We start from the raw sequence: 25,126 nt of genomic DNA, 5'->3' as shown, positions 1-25,126 counted from the left end.
TATGCTCGTGCTCTCCTGGACCGACAATGACAATGAGGTGTTCCCATGCGTGAAGTGGTGATCGTCGATAGCGTGCGTACTGGCCTGGCCAAGTCGTTCCGCGGCAAGTTCAACCAGACCCGGCCCGACGACATGGCCGCCCATTGTGTCAACGCCCTGCTGGTGCGCAACGGCATCGATCCGGCCAGCGTCGAGGATTGCATTGTCGGTGCCGGCTCCAACGAAGGCGCCCAGGGCTACAACATCGGGCGCAACGTCGCGGTGCTGTCGCAACTGGGCACCGGCACGGCGGGCATGACCCTCAACCGCTTCTGTTCCTCGGGCCTGCAGGCGATTGCCATTGCCGCCAACCAGATCGCCTCCGGGTGCAGCGATATCATCGTCGCCGGTGGTGTCGAGTCCATCAGCCTGACGATGAAAAGCGTCAATACCGAGAACCTGATCAACCCGCTGCTCAAGGAGCAGGTTCCGGGTATCTACTTCCCCATGGGGCAGACGGCGGAGGTGGTCGCCCGGCGTTATGACGTCAGTCGCGAGCAGCAGGACCTGTATGCCCTGCAAAGCCAGCAGCGCACCGCCGCCGCCCAGGCCGCGGGCCTGTTCGACGATGAAATCGTGCCGATGACGGTAACCTACGCGGTCGAGGACAAGGCCAGCGGGCAGATCCAGCGCCTGCAAGGCGTGGTCGACCGGGATGATTGCAATCGCCCGGACACCACCCTCGACAGCCTGGCCGGACTCAAGCCGGTATTTGCCGAAGACGGTTCGGTGACGGCGGGGAACTCGTCGCAGTTGTCCGATGGCGCGTCGATGACCCTGGTCATGAGCCTGGAGAGGGCACTGCAACTGGGGCTGAAACCCAAGGCGTTTTTCCGTGGTTTCACCGTGGCCGGTTGCGAGCCGGACGAGATGGGCATCGGCCCGGTGTTCTCGGTGCCGAAGCTGCTCAAGGCCAAGGGCTTGACGGTGGCGGACATCGACCTGTGGGAGCTCAATGAAGCCTTTGCCTCGCAATGCCTGTACAGCCGCGACCGGCTGGAGATCGACAATGCCAGGTACAACGTCAACGGCGGTTCGATTTCCATCGGCCATCCATTCGGCATGACCGGTTCACGCCAGGTCGGGCATCTGGTGCGCGAGCTGCAACGGCGCAACCTGCGCTATGGCATCGTGACCATGTGCGTGGGTGGCGGGATGGGCGCGACGGGGTTGTTTGAAGCGGTGCGCTGATGACAGGTGTAGGTAGTCTTTAGGGGAGTGCTGCCTGGAGGGGAATGCTGTCTGTAGGGGAGCTCTGTTCATGTGGGAGCGGGCTTGCCCGCGAAGCTTTTGGGGCTCCTGAGGACGCCTTCGCGGGCAAGCTCGCTCCCACACAAGCCGGCCCCCACAAAAGCTGGCTGCCCACACAAGCCCGCACTTCTGCCACAAGGCGGCTGTACTTTTGTCAGAGACCAGCCTGGATATCCTTTGCCAGTTGCATCCGCTGTATATAGAGCCGGGTTCCCCGCTGGGCATCGTCGCGGGTGAAAAACGGTCCTTCCAGGGTGTTCTCCCGGGTGCTGAAAAAATACAGGCCATTGATTGCAGTGACACGGTCGCTACGAAAGCGCGTGGCCTCGGTGCTGTCCTGGGCGCGTTTGCCGAACATGGAGAAAATTCCGTGGATAGAAGGTGGCTGTCAGAAAACCAGCATAAAACTTATAGAGATACGTCGCCTGATCGTCCGATCAACGGTTGAAGCCAATTTACTGGCGGCGCTCAGGCGTCGATCAATGTCGCTTTTGTCTGCCCTGGCGGCTGTGGAGCGGATCGTGAGCCGCTTAGAATGGCGGCTTGAATCCCTCGGCCCACAGGACTGTCCATGCATATTTCATCCGGCCGCTGGGGCTATGGGATGTTCCTCGCCCTGTTGACCGCCGTGCTCTGGGGCATCCTGCCCATCAAGCTCAAGCAGGTCCTGCTGGTGATGGACCCGGTGAGCGTGACCTGGTGCCGGCTGGTCGTCTCCGGCGGTTTCCTGTTCTTCTACCTGGCGGCCACGCGCCGCCTGCCGAGCTGGCGCGCGCTGGGCCCGCGGGGTGGCTGGCTGGTGCTGCTGGCGGTGTTCGGCCTCACCGGCAACTATGTGTTGTACCTGATGGGCCTGAACCTGCTGAGTCCGGGCACCGCGCAACTGGTGGTGCAGATGGGGCCGATCTTCCTGCTGATCGCCAGTCTGTTCGTGTTCAAGGAACGCTTCAGCCTGGGCCAGGGCATCGGGCTGCTGGTGCTGCTGGTCGGCTTCGGGTTGTTCTTCAACCAGCGCTTGAGCGAGTTGCTGACCTCCCTCGGAAACTACACCGCCGGTGTGTTGCTGGTGCTGCTGGCCTCGACGGTCTGGACCTTTTACGCCCTGAGCCAGAAGCAGTTGCTGACGGTCTGGAATTCGTTGCAGGTGATGATGGTGATCTACCTGTTCTGTGCCTTGCTGCTGACCCCCTGGGCGCATCCCGCCGAGGCCTTGCAGTTGAGCCCGTTGCAGGGCTGGCTGCTGCTGGGGTGCTGCCTGAATACGCTGGTGGCCTATGGCGCGTTTGCCGAGGCGCTGGCGCATTGGGAGGCATCACGGGTCAGTGCGACCCTGGCTATCACGCCGCTGGTGACTTTCGGTTCGGTGGCGCTGGCAGCGTGGATCTGGCCGGAATATGTGCATGCCGAAGAGATCAACGGCCTGGGGTATGGCGGGGCGGTACTGGTGGTGGTCGGTTCCGCGCTGGTGGCGCTCGGCCCTTCGCTGATTGCCGGGCTCAAGGCCCGGCGAGCGCGGTTGGCGGGGCAGCCCACCTTGTAGCTCGTGATGCGGCCTGTAGGAGCCGGCTTGCTGGCGATAACGAGCCGACATCTTTATCGACTGCCCCGGCGCTATCGCCAGCAAGCCGGCTCCTGCAACGACAAGCGGACGGGTATCAGCCGTTCTTGCCCGATTCCAGCATGTTTTCCGGACGTACCCAGGCGTCGAACTCTTCGTCGGTGAGATAGCCCAGCTCCAGCGCCGCTTCGCGCAGGGTAAGGTTCTCGCCGTAGGCCTTCTTGGCGATTTCCGCCGCCTTGTCGTAGCCGATATGCGGGTTCAGCGCGGTGACCAGCATCAGTCCTCGTTCCAGGTGCGCGGCCATCTGCACCGGGTCCGGTTCCAGGCCGGCGATGCAATGGGCCTGGAAGTTGCTGCAGCCATCTGCCAGCAGGCGGATCGATTGCAGCAGGTTGTGGATGATCACCGGCTTGTACACGTTCAATTGCAGGTGGCCCTGGCTGGCGGCAAACCCGATGGTCACATCGTTGCCCATGACCTGGCAGGCCAGCATCGACAGGGCTTCACACTGGGTCGGGTTGACCTTGCCGGGCATGATCGAGCTACCCGGCTCATTGGCCGGCAACCTGACCTCGGCGAACCCTGCACGGGGGCCGGAGCCCAGCAGACGCAGGTCGTTGGCGATCTTCATCAGGGCCACGGCCAGGGTCTTCAGGGCGCCGGACAGGCTGGTGAGGGGTTCATGGCCGGCCAGGGCGGCGAATTTGTTCGGTGCGCTGACGAACGGCAGGCCGGCCAGGGCCGCCAGTTCGGCGGCGATCGCTTCGGAAAAACCGTGGGGCGCGTTGAGCCCGGTGCCGACCGCCGTCCCGCCCTGGGCCAGTTCGCAAACCGCCGGCAATGTCGCGCGGATGGCCCGCTCGGCATAGTCGAGTTGCGCGATGTAGGCGGAGACTTCCTGGCCGAAAGTGATCGGCGTGGCATCCATCATGTGGGTGCGCCCGGTCTTGACCAGCTTCATATGGCGCGCGGCCAGTTCCGCCAGGCCACCGGACAGCTCGGCTATCGCCGGCAGCAGTTGCCGGTGCACCGCCTGGACCGCGGCGATATGCATGGCAGTGGGGAAACAGTCGTTGGAGCTTTGCGAGCGATTGACGTGATCGTTCGGGTGTACTGGCGACTTGCCGCCACGGCCCTTGCCGGCCAGTTCGTTGGCGCGTCCGGCGATGACCTCGTTGGCGTTCATGTTGCTCTGGGTGCCACTGCCGGTCTGCCAGACCGCCAGGGGGAACTGGCTGTCATGTTCGCCGGCCAGCACTTCGTCGGCGGCCTGTTCGATCAGCCGGGCGACATCGGCGGGCAGGTCGCCATTGCGGTCGTTGACCCGGGCCGCGGCCTTCTTGATCAGGGCCAGGGCATGCATCACCGCCAGCGGCATCTTTTCGTCGCCGATGGCGAAATTGATCAGTGAACGCTGGGTCTGGGCGCCCCAGTAGGCGTCTTCCGGGACATTCACCTGGCCAAGGCTGTCGGTTTCGATACGGCTCATGGGGCACACTCCTCAAGGTCTGATAGCGCAGTTTAGGCCCTGATCGGCCTGGTAGGTTCCTTGCGTCGGTTTTTACCACCTGGGGCCCGCCTCGGGAGTGTCACAAACGGTGCCGGGGTTGAGTGACACACTTTGTTAGGCGCAGAATGGTCGCCCTTGGGGTTTTACCTCGCCTGTTAGTTAAAGGAAACTCGATGACCCGTCTTCGTGCCATCTGTACCGCGGTTGCTCTGGTATGCGCCAGCGGCCAGGTTTTCGCCGATACCGCCAGCCACAACGCCAGTGCCGAAGCTTTCCTGACGCTGGCCCATGCCGACAAGCTCGGAACCCCGGTCTACTCGCAAGTGCAGCAGATGTTCGCCCAGCGCTTCGCCCAGACCCAGGCGCCGGACTCGAAAAAGCCGCTGCTCGATACCTACCAGGCCAAGGCCAATGCCGCCCTGGACCAGGCCATCGGCTGGAACAAGCTCAAGCCTGACATGGTCAAGCTCTACACCGACAATTTCAGCGAATCCGAACTCAAGGACCTGGTCGCGTTCTACCAGTCGCCACTGGGCAAGAAAGTCCTGGAAAAAATGCCGCAGCTGACCCAGCAATCGGCCCAGATGACCCAGGCCAAGCTGGAAAGCGCGGTGCCCGTGGTCAACAAGCTGCTGGAAGACATGACCAACGAACTGGCGCCGGCCAAGGCTGCACCGGCGAAGAAGAAGTAAGCGGAGCCCGCGATGACCATGCAACAACGTATCGAAACCGCCTTGGGCGCCTTGCACCCCGAGCATCTGCAAGTGCTGGATGAAAGCCACATGCATAGCCGCGGGTTGCAGACCCACTTCAAGGCGGTGCTGGTCAGCGAGCAGTTTGCCGGGTTGAACAGCGTCAAGCGCCACCAGAAGGTCTACGCCACCCTGGGTGACCTGATGGGGCAGTTCCATGCGTTGGCCTTGCATACCTACACCCCTGAAGAGTGGGTGAAAATCGGTTCGGCACCGGCTTCGCCGACCTGCGCCGGCGGTGGGCACTAAGTTCGCTTTTTGCTAGAATCCGCAACGCGCCGCTCAGTCGGCGCGTTTTTTTTGCGTCCGGTTCGCCCTTTGCGAGGGCAGCCACCTGGAGAGAAATACCCATGACCCAACCTATCGTCGTGGCGGCACTGTACAAGTTCGTCACCCTCGAAGATTACGTCGCCCTGCGCGAGCCACTGTTGCAGGCGATGGTCGACAACGGCATCAAGGGCACGCTGCTGATCGCCGAGGAAGGCATCAACGGCACCGTGTCCGGTAGCCGCGAAGGCATCGACGGGCTGATGGCCTGGCTGAAGAAAGATCCGCGCATGGTGGATATCGACCACAAGGAATCCTACTGCGACGACCAGCCGTTCTATCGGACCAAGGTCAAGCTGAAGAAGGAAATCGTAACCTTGGGCGTCGAAGGCGTGGACCCGAACAAGCAGGTCGGTACCTATGTCGATCCGCAGGACTGGAACGCCCTGATTGCCGATCCGGAAGTGCTGCTGATCGATACCCGCAACGACTACGAGGTCTCGATCGGTACCTTCGAAGGCGCCATCGATCCGAAAACCACCAGCTTTCGCGAGTTTCCCGACTACATCAAGGCCAACTTCGACCCGGCCCGGCACAAGAAGGTCGCCATGTTCTGCACCGGCGGCATTCGTTGCGAGAAGGCCTCGAGCTATATGCTCGGCCAGGGTTTCGACGAGGTCTATCACCTCAAGGGCGGGATCCTCAAGTACCTCGAGGAAGTGCCCCAGGAACAGAGCCAATGGCGTGGCGACTGCTTCGTGTTCGATAACCGCGTGACCGTTCGCCATGACCTGAGCGAAGGCGACTACGATCAGTGCCACGCCTGCCGTACGCCTGTCAGCGTCGAAGACCGTGCGTCGGAACACTATGTGGCCGGCATCAGTTGTCCGCATTGCTGGAACACACTGAGCGAGAAGACCCGCCGCAGTGCCATCGACCGGCAGAAGCAGATCGAGTTGGCCAAGGCGCGCAATCAACCCCATCCGATCGGCTACAACTATCGCCAACCTTCCGAGGCCTGAACCATGTCCGCGCGCCTGCTCTATGTGATGGATCCGATGTGCTCCTGGTGCTGGGGCTTTGCCCCGGTGGCCGAGGCCCTGGTCAAGCAGGCGCAGGCCGCGGGCGTCGAGTTGCACCTGGTGATGGGTGGCTTGCGCACCGGCAGCGGCACGGCCCTGGAACCGACCACCCGGCGTTACATCCTCGAGCACTGGCAGGCGGTCACCGAGGCCACCGGCCAGCCCTTCACCTTCGAAGGCGCCTTGCCCGAGGGTTTTGTCTACGACACCGAGCCGGCGTGCCGGGCGGTGATCACCGCACGAAGCCTGGCGGCGGACTGCGCCTGGCGGCTGGTGGGGCTGATCCAGCGGGCTTTCTACGTTGAAGGACGGGATGTCACCCAGGCCAGTGTGCTGGTGGAGTTGGCCGAGGCGGCCGGCGTGCCGCGCATCGAGTTTGCCGAGGCCTACGACAAGGCCGAGCAGCATGCGGCCACGGCGGCGGACTTTACCTGGGTCCAGGACCTGGGCATCGCCGGTTTCCCGACCCTGCTGGCCGAGCGCAATGGCCAGCTGGCGCTGTTGACCAATGGCTACCAGCCCCTTTCCGAGTTGTCACCGCTGCTCGGCCGCTGGCTGGAGCGTGCGGCCTGTGCCTGATCCCGACGCTTCGCGACAACCCGCCGACCGCCTGAGCTGGGCGGAAATCCGGCGCCTGGCACTGCAGCACAGAAAGGCCTTGTGGATTGCCAATGGCGTCGCGGTCATGGCGACCCTGTGCAGCGTGCCGATCCCGCTGTTGCTGCCATTGCTGGTGGACGAGGTGCTGCTCAAGCACGGCGACGCGGCGTTGCAGGTGATGAACCATCTGCTGCCCGGCGGTTGGCAGAGCGCGGTCGGTTATATCGGCCTGATGCTGCTGATCACCTTGTGCCTGCGTTGTGGCGCGCTGTTGTTCAACGTCCTCCAGGCCCGGCTGTTTGCCGGGCTGGCGAAGGATATCGTCTATCGCATCCGCACCCGCCTGATCGAGCGCCTGAAGCGGATTTCCCTGGGTGAGTACGAAAGCCTCGGCAGTGGCACGGTGACCACGCACCTGGTCACCGACCTGGATACCCTCGACAAATTTGTCGGGGAAACCCTGAGCCGTTTCCTGGTGGCGATGCTGATGCTGGTCGGCACCTCCGGCATCCTGGTGTGGATGCACTGGAAGCTGGCGCTGCTGATCCTGCTGTTCAATCCGCTGGTGATCTACTTCACGGTGCAACTGGGCAAGCGCGTCAAGCACCTGAAGAAGCTGGAGAACGACAGCACTTCGCGGTTCACCCAGGCACTGACGGAAACCCTCGATGCCATCCAGGAAGTCCGCGCCGGCAATCGCCAGGGCTTTTTTCTCGGCCGCCTCGGACAGCGGGCCCGGGAAGTGCGCGACTATGCCGTGGCCTCGCAGTGGAAAAGCGACGCGTCGAGTCGGGCCAGTGGCCTGCTGTTCCAGTTCGGCATCGATATCTTCCGCGCGGCGGCCATGCTCACCGTGCTGTTTTCGGACCTGTCGATCGGTCAGATGCTCGCGGTGTTCAGTTACCTGTGGTTCATGATCGGTCCGGTGGAACAACTGCTCAACCTGCAATACGCCTTCTACGCGGCAGGCGGCGCGCTGACGCGGATCAACGAATTGCTGGCGCGTGCCGACGAGCCGCAGTATCCGGGTGGCGTCGACCCGTTTGTCGGGCGGGATACGGTCGGGATCGAAGTGCGCGGGCTGAGCTTTGCCTATGGCGACGAGCCGGTTCTCGATCAACTGGACCTGTCCATCGCGCCGGGTGAAAAGGTCGCGATCGTCGGTGCCAGCGGCGGTGGCAAGAGCACCCTGGTGCAATTGCTGCTCGGTCTCTATACGCCGCAGTCCGGGACCATCAGGTTTGGCGGCTCGTCCCAGGCCGAAATCGGCCTGGAGACCGTGCGCGAGCATGTCGCAGTGGTGCTGCAGCACCCGGCGCTGTTCAACGACACGGTCCGCGCCAATCTCACCATGGGCCGCGAACGCAGTGACGAAGCCTGCTGGCGCGCCCTGGAAATCGCCCAACTCGACAGCACCATCAGGGTCCTGCCCCAGGGCCTGGACAGCATTGTCGGGCGTTCCGGCGTGCGCCTGTCCGGCGGGCAGCGCCAGCGCCTGGCGATTGCCCGGATGGTACTGGCCGAACCCAAGGTGGTGATTCTCGACGAGGCGACCTCGGCACTGGACGCCGCCACCGAATACAACCTGCATCAGGCCTTGAGCCGGTTTCTCAGCGGTCGTACCACCTTGATCATTGCCCATCGCCTGTCGGCGGTAAAACAGGCCGATCGCGTGCTGGTGTTCGATGGCGGCCGGATAGCCGAAGATGGCGACCATCAACAGCTGATCGCCGAAGGTGGCCTGTACGCCAAGCTTTACGGGCACCTGCAGAAAATTTGACGCTCTTGAGTTTTTCGCGAATTTCTGTGCTTAGTGGTTGAATTGACTGGAAGAAATATTTTTCCCTTGTTGTCGGTGGATACCTGGCCAGAAGCGGTGGTTTCGAGTCGATCAACGATCCATTCGAGGTTGCTGAAATTAGCCTAGGCTGTGCTATCAGGGGTGAAATTCTCTCGGCTGTCCATCTGGCTGTGCTGATGCAAGGGAACTCATGAAGCGCAAGCAAACTCTCGGAACGCCACGGCTGTTGGGCATCGTCTGGCCCTTTATCGCCGTCGTGCTGTTTCAGGCATTGCTCGGTTGTCTCAGCCTCTATGTGCTTTCTGCCGTGCGGGGTTATGTGGCTGGCGAGAGTCTCTGGTCAAAGGGGCAGAAGGACGCGATCTACTACCTCAACCTGTATGCCGACAGCCGCGACGAGGCGATTTTCCTCAAGTACCAGCAGGCGATTGCCGTGCCCCAGGGCGGGCATGAGCTGCGCATCGCCCTGGATGCCGCGACACCCGACCTGGAAGCGGCGCGTCGGGGGATCCTGCAGGGCGGCAATCACCCGGATGACGTCTCCAGCCTGATCTGGCTGTACCTCAATTTTCGCCATTTCAGTTACCTCGAACAGGCCATCGAAAAGTGGACGGTGGGCGATGGCTACCTGGTGCAACTGGATGAGGTTGCCCAGCAGATGCACCGGGCGATTTCCGCCAATATGGCAAGCGCTGCCGACATCCAGCACTGGAAAGGCCGGATCTTCGCCATCAACGACGGGGTGACCCCGGCTGCCAGGGCCTTCAGCGATGCCCTGGGCGAAGGCTCGCGGGTGATCCTGCGACTGCTGCTGATCACCAACCTCGCCACGGCCCTCGGGCTGATCGCCCTGGCTTTGCTGCGCACGCACAAGCTGCTGGCCCAGCGCCATGCCTTTGCCGACGCCCTGCAACTGGAAAAGGAGCGGGCGCAGATCACCCTGGAGTCCATCGGCGACGGGGTGATCACCACCGATGTCGAGGGGGCCATTGCCTATATGAACCCCGCCGCGGAGCACCTGACCCACTGGAAAGCAGCCCAGGCCTACGGATTACCTCTGGCGGCACTGTTCAACCTGCTGGACGAAAATGCCCAGGAGGAAGGTTTTACCCTGATCGAACATATTCTCAGCGGGCAGTTGGGCGGCGGCAGCGAGCACTCCAAGCTGATCCAGCGGCTGGACGGCAGTACCGTGTCGGTGACCCTGGTCGGGGCGCCGATCCGCAATGCGGGGAAGGTCAGTGGTGCGGTGCTGGTGCTGCACGACATGACCCAGGAGCGGCAATACATCGCCAACCTGTCCTGGCAGGCCACCCACGATGCCTTGACCGGCCTGGCGAACCGGCGCGAATTCGAATACCGCCTGGAGCAGGCGCTGCATAACCTGGGGCGCCAGCCCGGTCGACACGCTCTGATGTTCCTCGACCTGGACCAGTTCAAGCTGGTCAACGACACCTGTGGGCATGCCGCCGGTGACGAACTGCTCCGGCATATCTGCGCGCTGTTGCAATCCGGCCTGCGCGAAGGCGATACCCTGGCGCGGCTGGGCGGTGATGAGTTCGGCATTTTGCTGGAGAATTGCCCTTCAGACGTCTCTGAAAAAATCGCGGAAGGATTACGTCAGACTGTGCAGAATCTGCACTTTGTCTGGAAAGGGCGGCCCTTTGTCACCACGGTCAGTATCGGTCTGGTGCATATCCAGCAGACGCCCGCGACGCTGGAATCCTCCCTGCGGGCGGCGGACATGGCGTGCTACATGGCCAAGGAAAAAGGTCGCAACCGGGTTCAGGTGTATCACGCCGACGATTCGGAGTTGTCCCTGCGCTTCGGCGAAATGGCCTGGGTCCAGCGTCTGCACATGGCCCTGGAGGAGGATCGTTTTTGCCTGTACTCGCAGGAAATTTCCGCGCTGGGTCAGACCGATCATGCAGATGGTCATGTAGAAATCCTGCTCAGGTTGCATGATGAAGCAGGGCGGATGATCCTCCCTGACAGCTTTATCCCGGCGGCCGAGCGCTACGGTCTGATGAACCAGCTGGACCGCTGGGTGGTGCAGAACGTGTTCAAGGTGGTGGCGCAGTGCATTGCCCTGGAGCGTGAAGAGCCGATGGCGATGTGTGCGATCAATCTGTCAGGCACGACCATCGGCGACGAGAACTTCCTCGGCTTCCTCCACGAGCAATTTGCCCTGCACGGGATTCCGCCGCGGCTGATCTGTTTTGAAATCACTGAAACCAGCGCTATTTCCAACCTCGGGAGTGCCATTCGTTTTATCAATGAGCTCAAAGGGTTGGGTTGTCACTTCTCTCTGGATGACTTTTGTGCCGGTATGTCTTCATTCGCATATCTTAAACATTTGCCTGTAGACTTCCTGAAGATCGATGGAAGTTTCGTAAAGGATATGCTGGACGACCCGATTAACCGCGCCATGGTCGAAGTGATCAATCACATCGGCCATGTCATGGGGAAGCGAACCATTGCCGAGTTTGTTGAAACGCCGCAGATCGAGCAGGCATTGCTGGAGATCGGTGTCGATTATGCTCAGGGCTATGTGATCGAACGCCCGCAGCTGTTCACGTGCGACAGTCTGCTGTGTCGACCCGCGCGACCTCGACCCTTGTTGTTCAGGGCGCCTGGCACGTTCCGCTGAAACCTTTGCAGGTCTGCACACATCACCACTCAAAAGGAGCTCGACAGTGATCGACACATTCAGCAGAACCGGCCCGCTTATGGAAGCCTCCAGCTACCCCGCATGGGCACAACAGCTTATTCGGGACTGTAGCGAGAGCAAGCGCCGGGTTGTCGAACACGAACTTTACCAGCGGATGCGCGACAACAAGCTGAGCGCGAAAACCATGCGCCAGTACCTGATTGGCGGCTGGCCGGTGGTAGAACAGTTTGCGTTGTACATGGCCCAGAATCTCACCAAGACCCGCTTTGCCCGCCATCCTGGCGAGGACATGGCGCGTCGCTGGCTGATGCGCAATATCCGCGTGGAGTTGAACCATGCCGACTACTGGGTGCACTGGAGTCGAGCCCATGGCGTGACGCTCGAAGACCTGCAGGCGCAACAGGTCGCCCCTGAACTGCATGCCTTGAGCCACTGGTGCTGGCATACCAGCTCGGCGGATTCGCTGGTGGTGGCGATTGCCGCGACCAACTACGCCATCGAAGGGGCCACCGGCGAATGGTCGGCGGTGGTCTGCTCCTCTGGCGTCTACGCGGCGGCATTCCCCGAGGAGGAGCGCAAGCGGGCGATGAAATGGCTGAAGATGCACGCCCAGTATGACGATGCTCATCCGTGGGAAGCGCTGGAGATCGTCTGCACCCTGGCGGGCATGAATCCGAGCAAGGCGTTGCAGGTCGAGCTGCGCCAGGCCGTCTGCAAGAGCTACGACTACATGTACCTGTTCCTGGAACGTTGCATGCAGCTGGAAAAGGTCCCGGTCGCCCGTGAGCGCCAGGCAGAACTCGCTGCAGGCTGAGTTGACAGGTGGCGGGGGTTACCCCGCCATTGCCAGTCGGTTGCGACCTTCGCGCTTGGCCACATACAAGGCGCTGTCCGCGCGCCGCAGCAGGCTTTCCGTTGACTCCCCCGCCAGCAAGGTGGCGCAGCCCAGGCTCACCGTCAGGGCGATGGTCTGCTCGTTGGCCGGATAATCCTGGCTCTGCGCCGCCTGGCGCAGGCGTTCACCGACCATGGCCGCCGCTTCGCGACTGGTGTTGGACAGGACGATCAGGAACTCTTCCCCGCCATACCGGAACACCATGTCGATATTGCGCAGCTGGCTCTTGATCGAGGCGGCGACGGCCTTGAGTACCTGGTCGCCGGCGCTGTGGCCGTGGCTGTCGTTGATGCGCTTGAAGTGATCGATATCGAGCATCAACAACGAGAGCGGCTGGCTGTGGCGACGGGCCAATTCGATTTCCCGTTGCAGGGTCTGGTCCATGGCAATGCGGTTGCCGGTCTCGGTCAGTGGGTCGCGCAGCGCGCTCTGGGTGGCGGCGCGGTACAGCAAGGCGTTGCGTACCGGATAGAGCAGGCAGGAGAGCAGTGACTCCAGGTTGCCCAGTTCCTGTTCGGTGAAGCGCTGGTTGCGCCGGAACAGCAACTGCCCCAGGTGCTCGCCCTCGTGGCTGAGGCTGTAGCTCACCGAGTGATGACCGCGCTGGCCGAATTCGAGGCGCAGGTCGCTGCTTTGATGCACGTAGATCAGTGAGTGCAGGGGGACCAGGCGCTGAATCTCGCGGAAGAACAGGCCGAGGATGCGTTCCGGCTCAAGGCTGGTCTGCAACTGCAGGCCGAGTTGCTGGCGCAGCTGGGTGAGGGTGGTGGGGCGTTGGAAAAGACTGGGGGCTTGACCGAAACCCAGGCGCTGCAACTTGGCACTGTCGAAGTCAATGGTGTTGGTCTGGATCGGTGTCTTCATGGTGGTCAGCCCCTGGGTACAGCATGCGGTCTTACAGGCTGGTGAGAGCGGCTTGGGGGCTGCGCGTCGTACTGATCCATCAGTCCCGTAGGACAATTGGCAACAGTCTAATCGTTTCGCCCGGGCTTGGTAGCCCGAGCCGATGGAACGCCCGCGGCTTTCACACAACCTGTCTGAGGGAAGTTAGAGCGAAAGTCGTGCCAACCGGTTCAATCAAATAAAACTCGTTGCAATTCATCAGGTTGTTTTTTGCTTGAAGGGCAAAGCCGGGGACGGGCGGCAGTTGTTTGACTTGCCGTACTGGCTTTTTGAAATGCCCGACTTGCCGTGCCGGTATTCCGGCACGGGGGGCGTGAGGAGGGATGGATTACTGGGCGTTGAAGGCCTGGCCGTTGATGCCGGTGCTGTCCGGGCCCATCAGGTACAGGTAGACCGGCATGATCTCTTCAGGCGTCGGATTGTTCTGCGGGTCCTCTCCGGGATAGGCCTGGGCGCGCATGCTGGTGCGAGTGGCGCCGGGATTGATGCTGTTGGCGCGCACGGGGGCAACGTTGTCGAGTTCGTCGGCCAGGGTCTGCATCAGGCCCTCGGTGGCGAACTTGGAGACCCCGTAGGCGCCCCAGTAGGCACGGCCCTTGCGGCCGACGCTGCTGGAAGTGAAGATCACCGAGGCGTCTTGGGACAGCTTGAGCAATGGCAGCAGAGTGCTGGTCAGCATGAACATCGCGTTGACGTTGACTTGCATGACCCGCATGAAGTTTTCGCCCGAGAGCTGTTCGATCGGCGTGCGCGGGCCAATGATCGAGGCGTTGTGGAGCAGGCCGTCGAGGTGGCCGAACTCGGTCTCGATCATTGCCGCCAGTTCGTCGTACTGGTGCGGCAGGGCGGTTTCCAGGTTGAACGGAATCACCGCCGGTTGTGGATGGCCGGCGGCTTCGATCTCGTCATAGACCTGGGTCAGGTTGGCCTCGGTCTTGCCCAGCAACAGCACGGTGGCGCCGTGGGCGGCATAGGTCCTGGCGGCGGCCGCGCCGATGCCGCGGCCGGCGCCGGTGACCAGGATCACCCGATCCTTGAGCAATTCGGGGCGGGCGGAGTAATCAAACATGGCTGAACCTCAACAAATGTAAGAATGACGCTATCCATGGGAGCCGGCTTGCTGGCGATCCAGGCGGCGTGATCGGACAGATACCCGCGTCGAAGCTATCGCCGGCAAGCCGGCTCCCGCAGGAATCAGCTCAACAACTGCACAGCGCGTTATCCAGGACCTTGCGCAGGTCCAGTGGATGATCCACCACGACGTCGGCGCCCCAGTGATCGGGGTTGTCGTCCGGGTGGATGTAGCCGTAGCGCACGGCGGCGGTACGGGTCCCGGCGTCGCGGCCCGATTCGATATCGCGCAGGTCGTCGCCGACAAACAGGACACTGGCCGGGTCCAGGTCGAGCATCTTGCACGCCAGGATCAGCGGCTCCGGGTCGGGTTTGCTGTTCTTCACATGGTCCGGGCAGATCAGCAGGGCCGAGCGTTCGGCCAGGCCGAGCTGCTGCATGATCGGCTCGGCGAAGCGCAACGGTTTGTTGGTGACCACGCCCCAGAGCAGATTGGCTTTCTCGATATCCGCCAGCAACTCGCCCATGCCGTCGAACAGCTTGCTGTGGACGGCGCAGGCCTTCAGGTAGCGCTCGAGGAACTCCTGGCGCAGTTCCTCGAAGCCTGGTGACTCGGGGTCCATCATGAAGGTCACGGCGACCATCGCGCGGGCACCGCCGGAAATCTCGTCGCGGATCAGCCTGTCGGCAATCGCCGGCAGCCCGCGATCAGCCAGCATGGCCTGGCAGATGGCGATAAAGTCCGGCGCGGTATCGAGCAGGGTACCGTCCATGTCGAAGAGAACCGCTCTCAAACGCATCGGTCATTCCTCGCGCAGGGTCTGGATCATGTAGTTCACCGCCACGTCCGGAGCCAGCTTGTAGTGCTTGGTCAGCGGGTTGTAGGTCAGGCCGATGATGTCCTTGACCGACAGGCCGGCGTCGCGGCTCCAGGAGCCCAGCTCGGAAGGACGGATGAATTTCTTGAAGTCGTGGGTGCCGCGTGGCAGCAGGCCCATGATGTATTCGGCGCCGACGATGGCGAACAGATAGGCCTTCGGGTTGCGGTTGATGGTGGAGAAGAACACCTGGCCGCCGGGCTTGACCATGCGGAAGCAGGCGCGAATCACCGACGATGGATCGGGTACGTGCTCCAGCATTTCCAGGCAGGTGACCACGTCGAACTGCTCGGGCATTTCCTCGGCCAGGGCTTCGGCGGTGATCTGCCGGTACTCGACGCTGACACCCGATTCCAGTTGGTGCAGTTGGGCCACGGCCAGGGGCGCCTCGCCCATGTCGATGCCCATGACCGTGGCGCCGCGCTGGGCCATGGCTTCACTGAGGATGCCGCCGCCGCAACCGACGTCGAGGACTTTCTTGCCGGCCAGCTTGACCCGCTCGTCGATCCAGTTGACCCGCAGCGGATTGATGTCGTGCAGCGGCTTGAACTCGCTTTCACGGTCCCACCAGCGATGGGCGAGGGCTTCGAATTTGGCGATTTCGGCGTGGTCGACGTTGCTCATGGAACTATCCTCTGAAAACTTGGAAACCAGGGTGATCCAGGACCGTTCGGGCCCGGGATGATCAAATCAGTGCGCATGACCGCCGATGCGCCGGCCCCAGGTCCGGGCCGTGGCGCTCAGTCGTTGTTCGTCCAGGCGGGTCAGGCGCCGGTCGTCGAGCAGTTGCTTGCCGCCAACCCACAGGTGTTGCACACACTCGCGGCCGCTGGCGTAGATCAGGGTGGACACCGGATCATAGACCGGTTGCTGGGCCATGCCGGAAAGGTCGAAGGCGACGATATCCGCGGCCTTGCCGACTTCCAGGGTGCCGATTTCACTCTCCAGGCCCAGGGCGCGCGCGCCGTTCAGGGTGGCCATGCGCAGGGCGCGATGGGCATCCAGGGCGCTGGCGGAGCCGGCAACGGCCTTGGCCAGCAGGGCGGCGGTACGGGTTTCACCCAGCAGGTCGAGGTCATTGTTGCTCGCCGCGCCATCGGTGCCTACTGCCACATTGACGCCGGCCTGCCACAGGCGTTCCACCGGGCAGAAGCCGCTGGCCAGTTTCAGGTTCGATTCCGGGCAGTGGATCACGCTGGTGTTGCTTTCTACCAGCAAGGCCAGGTCGTCATCGCTGATCTGGGTCATGTGCACGGCCTGGAAGCGCGGTCCCAGCAGGCCGAGGCGAGCCAGGCGGGTCAGTGGCCGTTCGCCGTTCTGTTCAACCGCCTGCTGGACCTCGAAGGCGGTCTCATGCACATGCATATGGATCGCGGCGTCGAGTTCTTCGGCGATGACGCGGATTTTTTCCAGGTTTTCGTCGCCGACGGTATAAGGTGCATGGGGACCGAAGGCTATCTTGATACGGGGGTGATGCTTGAGGTCGCCGAACAGTTCGATGGCCTGGCGCAGGGATTCGTCGCTGCTGGCCGCGCCGGGGATCGGGAAGTCGAGGATGGGCACGGCGATCTGGGCGCGAATGCCGCTGTCATGGACGCACTCGCTGGCAACTTTCGGGAAAAAGTACATGTCCGAGAAACAACTGATGCCGCCCTTGAGCTGTTCGGCAATGGCCAGGTCGGTGCCGTCGCGGACGAAGGTTTCGTCGACCCACTTGCCTTCGGCGGGCCAGATATGTTGCTCCAGCCAGGTCATCAGCGGCAGGTCGTCGGCCAGGCCACGGAACAGGGTCATGGCGGCATGGCCATGGGCATTCACCAGTCCCGGGGCGAGCAGTGCCCCCGGCAGCTCGCGGACTTCGCCGGCCTTGAGTTTCAAGGCCTCGGCCCGCGGGCCGATAAAGACGATACGCCCGTCGCGGATGCCCAGGCCGTGCTCCTTGAGGACCACGCCGGCGGGTTCGACAGGCACCAGCCAGGTGGGCAGCAACAGCAAGTCGAGCGGGGCGGCGATGTTCGGCATCGAGGACGGCTTCCAGGCTTTATACAAAAGGACGGCGAAGTATACCCGAGCGTCTTGGCGGGGGGCTCGCTATAATCGGCGGCTTTTGTTTCCCAGTGCGGAGTGAATCATGCGCGATCGGTTGTTGGCAGCGGAAAAGGTCAAGGCCATCGATTGGCGCCAGGGGGCCTTGTATCTGCTCGACCAGCGCATCCTGCCGTTCGAGGACAGCTGGTTGGCCTGTAACAGCGCGGCCGGGGTGGCCGAGGCGATTCGCGAGAGGGTCGTGCGCGGCGCGCCGGTCATCGGCATCGCTGCCGCCTACGGCCTGGTGCTGGCGGCGCGCGCGCGGTTTGCCGACGGGCGTGGCTGGGTGGCGGCGCTGGAAGAGGATTTTGCCTTGCTGGCCGCTTCGCGACCGACCGCGGTCAATCTTTCCTGGGCTCTCGGGCGGATGCGCGAACGCCTGGAGCGCGCCCGTGACCTCGCCGATCCGCTGGCGGCGCTGGAGGCCGAGGCCATTGCCATCCATGAAAGCGATCGTGAGGCCAACCTGACCATGGCGCAGTTGGGTGTCGACCTGATCCGCAAGCATCAGGGCAATGCCCAGGCGATCCTCACCCACGGCAATACCGGCGCCTTGGCGACCGGTGGCTTCGGTACCGCGCTGGGGGTGATTCGCGGTGCATTCCTCGAAGGCATGGTCGAGCGGGTCTACGTCGACGAAACCCGGCCCTGGCTGCAGGGATCGCGCCTGACCGCCTGGGAACTGGCCAACGCGGACATCCCGGTGACCGTGAACGCCGATTCCGCCGCCGCCCACATCCTGAAGACCAAGGGCGTGACCTGGGTCATCGTCGGGGCCGACCGGATCACCGCGAACGGCGATGTGGCGAGCAAGATCGGCACCTACCAACTGGCCGTCTGTGCCATGCACCATGGCGTGCGGTTCATGGTCGTGGCCGCGAGCTCGACCATCGACATGAGCCTGGCCAGCGGCGACGATATCGTGCTGGAAGAGCGCGATGGCGACGAATTGCTCAGCGTCGGCGGGCAGCGGCTCGGTGTGCCGGTCGAAGCGTTCAATCCGGTATTCGATGTGACGCCGGCGGACCTGATCGATGTCATCGTGACCGAAAAGGGCATAGTCGAACGACCGGACGCCGCGAAGATGACTCAATTGATGTGTCGCAAGCGCCTGCACTGAGCCGGTTTTTTTCCGGCCAGGTGATTTTTTCGGGGTCTGGATGCAGGCATTTTGCTTTTAAGCCCCTCCCGATGCGCTCTCGAAGGGTTTCGTTGGTCGCCTGTCTACATCCTTATGTATCCGGGGATAGGTGCGTGGCGGCGATTGTGATAACATTCGGCGGTTTCCAGGGCTGTCCGAACCGACTGCCCTTACTGCGCAGATCCATGGCATAACTCGTTGATTTGTCGTAAGTCGTTGCCAGGCATCAGGTCGGCAGCGGCAAGCTTCGTTCGTCCCATATGGATGCGACGAGGTTTCACCAGAAAAAGGAATCAGGCTTCTCATGGGCGAACTGGCCAAAGAAATCCTCCCGGTCAATATCGAAGACGAGCTGAAACAGTCCTACCTCGACTACGCGATGAGCGTGATTGTCGGGCGGGCATTGCCCGATGCGCGCGATGGCTTGAAGCCCGTGCACCGGCGTGTCCTGTTTGCGATGAGCGAGCTGGGTAACGACTGGAACAAGCCGTACAAGAAATCTGCCCGTGTGGTCGGTGACGTGATCGGTAAGTATCACCCTCACGGTGATACCGCGGTGTACGACACCATTGTTCGGATGGCGCAGCCATTCTCCCTGCGTTATCTCCTGGTCGACGGCCAGGGCAACTTCGGTTCGGTCGACGGTGACAATGCCGCGGCCATGCGATACACCGAAGTGCGCATGACCAAGCTGGCGCACGAGCTGCTGGCCGACCTGCACAAGGAAACCGTGGACTGGGTGCCTAACTATGACGGCACCGAGCAGATCCCGGCGGTCATGCCGACCCGTATCCCCAACCTGCTGGTCAACGGTTCCAGCGGTATCGCCGTGGGCATGGCGACCAACATCCCGCCGCACAACCTCGGTGAAGTGATCGACGGCTGCCTGGCGCTGATCGACAACCCCGAGCTGACCGTCGACGAACTGATGCAGTTCATCCCGGGGCCGGACTTCCCGACCGCCGCGATCATCAACGGCCGCGCCGGGATCATCGAGGCCTACCGCACCGGTCGCGGACGCATCTACATGCGTGCCCGCTCGACCGTCGAGGATATCGACAAGGTCGGTGGTCGCCAGCAGATCGTCATCACCGAACTGCCTTATCAATTGAACAAGGCTCGCCTGATCGAGAAGATCGCCGAGCTGGTCAAAGAGAAGAAGCTCGAAGGCATCACCGAGCTGCGCGACGAGTCCGACAAGGACGGTATGCGCGTCGTGATCGAGCTGCGTCGTGGCGAAGTGCCCGAGGTGATTCTCAACAACCTCTACGCCCAGACCCAGTTGCAGAGTGTGTTCGGCATCAACATCGTTGCGCTGATCGACGGTCGTCCGCGGATCCTCAATCTCAAGGACCTGCTGGAAGCCTTTGTCCGTCACCGTCGCGAAGTCGTCACCCGGCGTACCGTGTTCGAACTGCGCAAGGCCCGCGAGCGTGGACATATCCTCGAAGGCCAGGCCGTGGCCCTGTCGAACATCGACCCGGTGATCGCCCTGATCAAGGCTTCGCCGACGCCGTCGGAAGCCAAGGAAGCGCTGATCAGCACGCCCTGGGAATCCAGTGCGGTGATGACCATGGTCGAGCGTGCCGGGGCAGATTCCTGCCGTCCGGAAAACCTCGATCCGCAATACGGCCTGCGCGACGGCAAGTATTTCCTGTCGCCGGAACAGGCACAAGCCATCCTGGAGCTGCGCCTGCACCGCCTGACCGGCCTGGAGCACGAGAAGCTGCTGGCCGAATACCAGGAGATCCTCAACCAGATCGGCGAGCTGATCCGCATCCTCAACAGCGCCACGCGCCTGATGGAAGTGATCCGCGAAGAGCTGGAAGTCATCCGCGCAGAGTACGGCGATGCGCGTCGCACCGAAATCCTCGATGCGCGCCTCGACCTGACCCTGGGCGACATGATCCCGGAAGAAGAGCGCGTGGTGACCATTTCCCACAGCGGCTACGCCAAGACCCAGCCGCTGTCGGCCTACCAGGCCCAGCGTCGCGGTGGTAAGGGCAAGTCGGCGACCGGCGTCAAGGATGAGGACTACATCTCCCACCTGCTGGTCGCCAACAGCCATGCCACGCTCCTGCTGTTCTCCAGCAAGGGCAAGGTGTACTGGCTCAAGACCTATGAAATTCCCGAAGCGTCCCGCGCCGCTCGCGGCCGTCCGCTGGTCAACCTGCTGCCGCTGGACGAAGGCGAGTACATCACCACCATGCTGCAGATCGACCTGGAGGCCCTGCAGCAGAGCGCCGGTGCCGATGACGACCTGGACGATGCCGATGATGCGGTGATCGAAGGCGAAGTGATCGAAGCCGATGAAGCGGCCGATGCGGCCGAAGAAGTCGATGGCGACACGGCAGAGTTGGTGGCCGAGCCGACCGGTGCCTATATCTTCATGGCCACGGCCTTTGGTACGGTCAAGAAAACCCCGCTGGCACAATTCAGCCGTCCACGCTCCAGCGGCCTGATCGCCCTGAAGCTGAAGGAAGGCGATACCCTGATTGCCGCGGCGATCACCGATGGCGCCAAGGAAGTCATGCTGTTCTCCAACGCCGGCAAGGTGATTCGTTTCGCCGAGAGCGTGGTTCGCGAGATGGGCCGTGGCGCCCGTGGTATCCGCGGCATGCGTATCGGCAAGGGCCAGCAGTTGATCTCCATGCTGATCCCGGAATCGGGGGCGCAGATCCTGACCGCTTCCGAGCGCGGTTTCGGCAAGCGCACTCCGCTGAGCAAGTTCCCGCGGCGCGGACGTGGCGGCCAGGGCGTGATCGCCATGGTCACCAAGGACCGCAACGGCCAGCTGATTGGCGCGATCCAGGTGCAGGAAGGCGAGGAAATCATGCTGATTTCCGACCAGGGCACGCTGGTGCGTACCCGTGTCGACGAGGTTTCCAGCCTGGGCCGTAACACCCAGGGCGTGACCCTGATCAAGCTGGCCAGCGACGAGACCCTGGTCGGCCTGGAGCGTGTGCAGGAGCCATCGGAAGTCGAAGGCGAGGACCTGGAAAGTGAAGAAGGCGTCGAGTTCGGCGGCGAGGTGATGATCGACGGCGTGGCCGACGATTCGTCGCTGGATGCTGCGGCCGACGAAGTTGAACCGCAGGATTAATCAAGCGCCTGCGCCTGACGTTGTAGCTACTGTAGGACAACCGATCGAGGTGTGATCGGTTGTGATCGAACGCGGAGCGGTCGTTGTCGGACCGCTTCGTCGTGTCAGGAGTATCGAGATTCCCCGGCCCGCTCGGCCGGCGATTCTTTCCTGCAGGGCGCCGGGCAGGACGGGCGGCGTGTATATCTCCAAGCAAAGCGAGAGTGGATGTGAGCAAACGAGCCTATAACTTCTGCGCGGGTCCCGCTGCGCTGCCTGAAGCTGTCCTGTTGCGTGCCCAGTCGGAATTGCTGGACTGGCACGGCAAAGGGCTGTCGGTCATGGAAATGAGTCATCGCAGCGATGAATTCGTCTCCATCGCCACCAAGGCCGAGCAGGATCTGCGCGACCTGCTGGATATCCCCTCGAACTACAAGGTGCTGTTCCTGCAAGGTGGCGCCAGCCAGCAGTTTTCCCAGATTCCATTGAACCTGCTGCCTGAAAACGGCAAGGCCGACTATATCGATACCGGTATCTGGTCGCAGAAAGCCATCGAAGAAGCCTCGCGTTATGGTGCTGTCAATGTGGCGGCCACGGCCAAGCCCTACGACTACTTCGCCATTCCCGGGCAGAACGAGTGGAACCTGTCCAAGGATGCTGCCTACGTTCACTACGCGCCGAACGAAACCATCGGTGGCCTGGAATTCAACTGGATTCCGGAAACCGGCGATGTGCCGCTGGTCGCCGACATGTCCTCGGACATTCTCTCGCGCCCTGTGGATATCTCCCGCTTCGGCATGATCTACGCCGGTGCGCAGAAGAACATCGGCCCGAGCGGCATCGTCGTGAACATCATTCGCGAAGACCTCCTGGGGCACGCGCGTTCGATCTGCCCGACCATGCTCAACTACAAGGTCGCGGCCGACAACGGCTCCATGTACAACACGCCGCCGACCCTGGCCTGGTACCTCTCCGGGCTGGTATTCGAGTGGCTGAAGGAGCAGGGTGGTATAGCGGCCATCGGCAAGCTCAATGAGGTCAAGCAGCGCACTCTGTATGACTTCATCGATGCCAGCGGCCTGTACAGCAACCCGATCAACAAGACCGACCGCTCGTGGATGAACGTGCCGTTCCGTCTGGCTGACGACCGCCTGGACAAACCGTTCCTGGCCGGCGCCGACGCCCGCGGCCTGTTGAACCTCAAGGGTCACCGTTCGGTGGGCGGCATGCGTGCCTCCATCTATAACGCCGTCGACATCAATGCAGTCAATGCGCTGGTGGCGTACATGGCAGAGTTCGAGAAGGAACACGGCTAATGTCTGAGCAAGAACTCAAGGCACTGCGCCTGCGCATCGACAGTCTCGACGAGAAAGTCCTCGAGCTGATCAGCGAGCGCGCACGCTGCGCCCAGGAAGTCGCGCGGGTAAAGATGGCCTCGCTGGCCGAAGGCGAAGTGCCGGTGTTCTATCGCCCGGAGCGTGAAGCCCAGGTGCTCAAGCGAGTCATGGAGCGCAACCAGGGGCCGCTGGGCAATGAGGAGATGGCGCGGTTGTTCCGCGAGATCATGTCCTCCTGCCTGGCGCTGGAGCAGCCGCTGAAAGTGGCTTATCTGGGCCCCGAGGGTACCTTTACCCAGGCGGCGGCGATGAAGCACTTCGGTCATGCGGTGATCAGCAAGCCGATGGCGGCCATCGATGAAGTATTCCGTGAAGTCGCCGCCGGTGCGGTGAACTTCGGCGTGGTGCCGGTGGAAAACTCCACCGAGGGTGCGGTCAACCACACCCTCGACAGTTTCCTCGAGCACGACATGGTGATCTGTGGCGAAGTCGAGCTGCGTATCCACCACCATCTGCTGGTGGGCGAAAATACCAAGACCGACAGCATCAGTCGCATCTACTCCCATGCCCAGTCGCTGGCCCAGTGCCGCAAATGGCTGGACGCCCATTATCCGAATGTCGAGCGCGTGGCGGTGTCGAGCAACGCCGAGGCGGCCAAGCGGGTCAAGGGTGAGTGGAATTCGGCGGCGATTGCCGGCGATATGGCGGCAGGCCTGTATGGGTTGACCCGCCTGGCCGAGAAAATCGAGGACCGTCCGGACAACTCCACGCGGTTCCTGATGATCGGCAGCCAGGAAGTGCCGCCGACCGGCGACGACAAGACCTCGATCATTGTTTCCATGAGCAACAAGCCCGGCGCGCTCCATGAGCTGCTGGTGCCGTTCCACGACAACGGGATTGACCTGACGCGAATCGAAACCCGACCTTCGCGCAGCGGTAAATGGACGTACGTGTTCTTTATCGACTTCGTCGGCCATCACCGTGATCCGCTGGTCAAGGGTGTGCTGGAGAAGATCAGTCAGGAAGCGGTGGCCCTCAAGGTGCTGGGTTCCTACCCGAAAGCGGTTCTCTAAAGGCGTTGAACATGAGTGGCGACTTCCTCGCCCTGGCGCAGCCGGGCGTGCAACAACTTTCGCCTTACGTTCCGGGCAAGCCCGTGGACGAATTGGCGCGCGAGCTGGATATCGATCCGGCGCGCATCATCAAGCTGGCGAGCAATGAAAACCCGCTGGGCGCCAGTCCCAGGGCCCTGGCGGCGATTGGCGAGGCGTTGGCCGACCTGACCCGCTACCCGGACGGCAACGGCTTCGAGCTGAAGCAGCGCCTGTCCGAGTTGTGCGGCGTGCAGGCCAGCCAGGTGACCCTGGGCAACGGTTCCAACGATATCCTCGAACTGGTCGCCCGTGCCTACCTGGCGCCGGGCCTGAATGCGGTCTTCAGCGAGCATGCCTTCGCGATCTATCCGATCGTGACCCAGGCCGTGGCCGCCGACGCCCGCGTGGCTCCGGCCAGGGATTTCGGACATGACCTGCCGGCGATGCTGGCGGCGATCGACGAGAACACCCGCGTGGTGTTTATCGCCAACCCGAACAACCCGACCGGCACCTGGTTCGGCCCGCAGGCGCTGGAAGCCTTCCTGGCGAAGGTGCCCGGCAATGTGCTGGTGGTGCTGGACGAGGCGTATATCGAGTACGCCCAGGGCGAAGATCTGCCGAATGGCCTGAACTACCTGTCGACCTATCCGAACCTGCTGGTTTCCCGCACGTTCTCCAAGGCCTACGGCCTGGCGGCGCTGCGTGTCGGCTACGGGCTGTCGTCGCCGGCGGTGGCGGACATCCTCAATCGGGTGCGCCAGCCGTTCAACGTGAACAGTCTCGCCCTGGTGGCGGCCCATGCCGCGCTGGACGATGTCGAGTACGTGGCACGCAGTCGCGAGCTGAACGAAGCCGGCATGCGGCAACTGGAGGAAGGTTTCCGGCAGATGGGCCTGGGCTGGATTCCCTCGCGCGCCAATTTCCTCGCTGTCGATGTCGGTCGCGACGCGGGGCCGGTTTACCGGGGCCTGCTGCGCGAGGGCGTGATCGTGCGTCCGATCGCCGGTTATGGTTTGCCGCGGCACCTGCGCATCAGTATTGGCCTGGCCAGTGAAAACAGTCGTTTGCTCGAGGCCCTGGCCAAGGTCCTGGCTCGTGGTTGA

Annotated in this window: 21 protein-coding genes; 14 read left to right on the top strand and 7 right to left on the bottom strand. The window is 62.5% G+C overall.

What is annotated here, in order from left to right:
- The first annotated feature begins 45 nt into the window (after window positions 1-45).
- Window positions 46-1,230, top strand: coding sequence for an acetyl-CoA C-acyltransferase (locus KI243_RS23070; RefSeq protein ID WP_017129680.1), 1,185 nt, complete (start codon window positions 46-48; stop codon window positions 1,228-1,230).
- Window positions 1,231-1,444: 214 nt separating this feature from the next.
- On the opposite strand, the gene KI243_RS23065 is transcribed toward KI243_RS23070, so the two are convergent.
- Window positions 1,445-1,648 (bottom strand): DUF6316 family protein, encoded by a 204-nt coding sequence (locus KI243_RS23065; protein WP_017129679.1) that lies wholly within the window; start codon window positions 1,646-1,648, stop codon window positions 1,445-1,447.
- A 213-nt stretch (window positions 1,649-1,861) separates the two neighbouring features.
- On the opposite strand from KI243_RS23065, the gene KI243_RS23060 reads away from it, so the two are divergent.
- On the top strand, window positions 1,862-2,830 hold the full coding sequence (locus tag KI243_RS23060) for a DMT family transporter (RefSeq protein WP_017129678.1): 969 nt from the start codon (window positions 1,862-1,864) through the stop codon (window positions 2,828-2,830).
- 115 nt (window positions 2,831-2,945) lie between these two features.
- Here KI243_RS23060 and KI243_RS23055 read toward each other — a convergent pair whose 3' ends face one another.
- The gene (locus tag KI243_RS23055) at window positions 2,946-4,340 is read right to left on the bottom strand and encodes a class II fumarate hydratase (protein ID WP_103032679.1); all 1,395 of its coding nucleotides are present in this window, start codon (window positions 4,338-4,340) and stop codon (window positions 2,946-2,948) included.
- 194 nt (window positions 4,341-4,534) lie between these two features.
- Here KI243_RS23055 and KI243_RS23050 point away from each other — a divergent pair, with 194 nt between their 5' ends.
- The 7 genes from KI243_RS23050 (at window position 4,535) to KI243_RS23020 (ending at window position 12,348) form a co-directional block, all read left to right on the top strand.
- Window positions 4,535-5,053, top strand: coding sequence for a DUF2059 domain-containing protein (locus KI243_RS23050; protein WP_017129677.1), 519 nt, complete (start codon window positions 4,535-4,537; stop codon window positions 5,051-5,053).
- 12 nt (window positions 5,054-5,065) lie between these two features.
- Entirely contained in the window at window positions 5,066-5,362 is a 297-nt protein-coding gene (locus KI243_RS23045) for a BolA/IbaG family iron-sulfur metabolism protein (protein ID WP_017129676.1), read from the top strand.
- 101 nt (window positions 5,363-5,463) lie between these two features.
- Window positions 5,464-6,402 (top strand): rhodanese-related sulfurtransferase, encoded by a 939-nt coding sequence (locus KI243_RS23040; RefSeq protein WP_017129675.1) that lies wholly within the window; start codon window positions 5,464-5,466, stop codon window positions 6,400-6,402.
- Window positions 6,403-6,438: 36 nt separating this feature from the next.
- Window positions 6,439-7,041 carry a DsbA family protein gene (locus tag KI243_RS23035; protein WP_177086872.1) on the top strand — a complete coding sequence of 201 codons (603 nt, stop codon included), beginning with the start codon at window positions 6,439-6,441 and terminating at the stop codon, window positions 7,039-7,041.
- Window positions 7,034-8,842, top strand: coding sequence for an ABC transporter ATP-binding protein (locus KI243_RS23030; protein WP_212809946.1), 1,809 nt, complete (start codon window positions 7,034-7,036; stop codon window positions 8,840-8,842). Before KI243_RS23035 ends, KI243_RS23030 begins: the two co-directional genes overlap by 8 nt.
- A gap of 211 nt (window positions 8,843-9,053) precedes the next feature.
- Window positions 9,054-11,513, top strand: a complete 2,460-nt coding sequence (locus KI243_RS23025; RefSeq protein WP_042937167.1) for an EAL domain-containing protein — start codon at window positions 9,054-9,056, stop codon at window positions 11,511-11,513.
- A gap of 46 nt (window positions 11,514-11,559) precedes the next feature.
- Window positions 11,560-12,348 (top strand): iron-containing redox enzyme family protein, encoded by a 789-nt coding sequence (locus tag KI243_RS23020; protein ID WP_017129671.1) that lies wholly within the window; start codon window positions 11,560-11,562, stop codon window positions 12,346-12,348.
- An 18-nt stretch (window positions 12,349-12,366) separates the two neighbouring features.
- Here the strand turns inward: KI243_RS23020 and KI243_RS23015 are convergent, their stop codons facing one another.
- The 5 genes from KI243_RS23015 to KI243_RS22995 form a co-directional block, all read right to left on the bottom strand.
- Window positions 12,367-13,293, bottom strand: a complete 927-nt coding sequence (locus KI243_RS23015) for a GGDEF domain-containing protein (RefSeq protein WP_017129670.1) — start codon at window positions 13,291-13,293, stop codon at window positions 12,367-12,369.
- A 367-nt stretch (window positions 13,294-13,660) separates the two neighbouring features.
- Window positions 13,661-14,401 (bottom strand): YciK family oxidoreductase, encoded by a 741-nt coding sequence (locus KI243_RS23010; protein ID WP_177086511.1) that lies wholly within the window; start codon window positions 14,399-14,401, stop codon window positions 13,661-13,663.
- A gap of 130 nt (window positions 14,402-14,531) precedes the next feature.
- Window positions 14,532-15,203, bottom strand: coding sequence for an N-acetylmuramic acid 6-phosphate phosphatase MupP (mupP, locus tag KI243_RS23005; RefSeq protein ID WP_042937165.1), 672 nt, complete (start codon window positions 15,201-15,203; stop codon window positions 14,532-14,534).
- A 3-nt stretch (window positions 15,204-15,206) separates the two neighbouring features.
- Window positions 15,207-15,905 (bottom strand): bifunctional 2-polyprenyl-6-hydroxyphenol methylase/3-demethylubiquinol 3-O-methyltransferase UbiG, encoded by a 699-nt coding sequence (gene ubiG / locus KI243_RS23000; RefSeq protein WP_017129667.1) that lies wholly within the window; start codon window positions 15,903-15,905, stop codon window positions 15,207-15,209.
- A 66-nt stretch (window positions 15,906-15,971) separates the two neighbouring features.
- Window positions 15,972-17,303 carry a TRZ/ATZ family hydrolase gene (locus tag KI243_RS22995; RefSeq protein ID WP_177086513.1) on the bottom strand — a complete coding sequence of 444 codons (1,332 nt, stop codon included), beginning with the start codon at window positions 17,301-17,303 and terminating at the stop codon, window positions 15,972-15,974.
- 109 nt (window positions 17,304-17,412) lie between these two features.
- Between KI243_RS22995 and mtnA the strand changes: the two genes are divergently transcribed.
- From mtnA to hisC, 5 genes are all read left to right on the top strand, one after another.
- A complete protein-coding gene (gene mtnA / locus KI243_RS22990; protein WP_212809945.1) occupies window positions 17,413-18,489 on the top strand; it encodes an S-methyl-5-thioribose-1-phosphate isomerase in 1,077 nt (358 codons plus the stop codon).
- Between the two features lie 325 nt (window positions 18,490-18,814).
- Window positions 18,815-21,613, top strand: a complete 2,799-nt coding sequence (gene gyrA / locus KI243_RS22985) for a DNA gyrase subunit A (RefSeq protein WP_017129664.1) — start codon at window positions 18,815-18,817, stop codon at window positions 21,611-21,613.
- Between the two features lie 209 nt (window positions 21,614-21,822).
- On the top strand, window positions 21,823-22,908 hold the full coding sequence (serC, locus tag KI243_RS22980) for a 3-phosphoserine/phosphohydroxythreonine transaminase (RefSeq protein ID WP_212809944.1): 1,086 nt from the start codon (window positions 21,823-21,825) through the stop codon (window positions 22,906-22,908).
- Window positions 22,908-24,002 carry a prephenate dehydratase gene (gene pheA / locus KI243_RS22975; protein WP_017129662.1) on the top strand — a complete coding sequence of 365 codons (1,095 nt, stop codon included), beginning with the start codon at window positions 22,908-22,910 and terminating at the stop codon, window positions 24,000-24,002. Before serC ends, pheA begins: the two co-directional genes overlap by 1 nt.
- Before the next feature lie 11 nt (window positions 24,003-24,013).
- The gene (gene hisC / locus KI243_RS22970) at window positions 24,014-25,126 is read left to right on the top strand and encodes a histidinol-phosphate transaminase (protein WP_212809943.1); all 1,113 of its coding nucleotides are present in this window, start codon (window positions 24,014-24,016) and stop codon (window positions 25,124-25,126) included.

This window comes from Pseudomonas sp. Ost2 (genome assembly GCF_018326065.1).
GTDB lineage: Bacteria > Pseudomonadota > Gammaproteobacteria > Pseudomonadales > Pseudomonadaceae > Aquipseudomonas > Aquipseudomonas gingeri.
Note: the sequence above shows the minus strand (reverse complement) of the source record. Positions and strands in the feature narration are given on the sequence as shown.

Bases quoted from the DNA above. Each gene is read 5' to 3' on its own strand.
- mtnA (WP_212809945.1), top strand. From the start codon at position 17,413: ATGCGCGATCGGTTGTTGGCAGCGGAAAAGGTCAAGGCCATCGATTGG.
- KI243_RS23040 (WP_017129675.1), top strand. From the start codon at position 5,464: ATGACCCAACCTATCGTCGTGGCGGCACTGTACAAGTTCGTCACCCTC.
- mupP (WP_042937165.1), bottom strand. From the start codon at position 15,203: ATGCGTTTGAGAGCGGTTCTCTTCGACATGGACGGTACCCTGCTCGAT.
- KI243_RS23015 (WP_017129670.1), bottom strand. From the start codon at position 13,293: ATGAAGACACCGATCCAGACCAACACCATTGACTTCGACAGTGCCAAG.
- ubiG (WP_017129667.1), bottom strand. From the start codon at position 15,905: ATGAGCAACGTCGACCACGCCGAAATCGCCAAATTCGAAGCCCTCGCC.
- KI243_RS23035 (WP_177086872.1), top strand. From the start codon at position 6,439: ATGTGCTCCTGGTGCTGGGGCTTTGCCCCGGTGGCCGAGGCCCTGGTC.
- KI243_RS23045 (WP_017129676.1), top strand. From the start codon at position 5,066: ATGACCATGCAACAACGTATCGAAACCGCCTTGGGCGCCTTGCACCCC.
- gyrA (WP_017129664.1), top strand. From the start codon at position 18,815: ATGGGCGAACTGGCCAAAGAAATCCTCCCGGTCAATATCGAAGACGAG.
- KI243_RS23025 (WP_042937167.1), top strand. From the start codon at position 9,054: ATGAAGCGCAAGCAAACTCTCGGAACGCCACGGCTGTTGGGCATCGTC.
- KI243_RS23060 (WP_017129678.1), top strand. From the start codon at position 1,862: ATGCATATTTCATCCGGCCGCTGGGGCTATGGGATGTTCCTCGCCCTG.
- KI243_RS23055 (WP_103032679.1), bottom strand. From the start codon at position 4,340: ATGAGCCGTATCGAAACCGACAGCCTTGGCCAGGTGAATGTCCCGGAA.
- hisC (WP_212809943.1), top strand. From the start codon at position 24,014: ATGAGTGGCGACTTCCTCGCCCTGGCGCAGCCGGGCGTGCAACAACTT.
- KI243_RS22995 (WP_177086513.1), bottom strand. From the start codon at position 17,303: ATGCCGAACATCGCCGCCCCGCTCGACTTGCTGTTGCTGCCCACCTGG.
- pheA (WP_017129662.1), top strand. From the start codon at position 22,908: ATGTCTGAGCAAGAACTCAAGGCACTGCGCCTGCGCATCGACAGTCTC.
- KI243_RS23050 (WP_017129677.1), top strand. From the start codon at position 4,535: ATGACCCGTCTTCGTGCCATCTGTACCGCGGTTGCTCTGGTATGCGCC.
- KI243_RS23010 (WP_177086511.1), bottom strand. From the start codon at position 14,401: ATGTTTGATTACTCCGCCCGCCCCGAATTGCTCAAGGATCGGGTGATC.
- KI243_RS23070 (WP_017129680.1), top strand. From the start codon at position 46: ATGCGTGAAGTGGTGATCGTCGATAGCGTGCGTACTGGCCTGGCCAAG.
- KI243_RS23065 (WP_017129679.1), bottom strand. From the start codon at position 1,648: ATGTTCGGCAAACGCGCCCAGGACAGCACCGAGGCCACGCGCTTTCGT.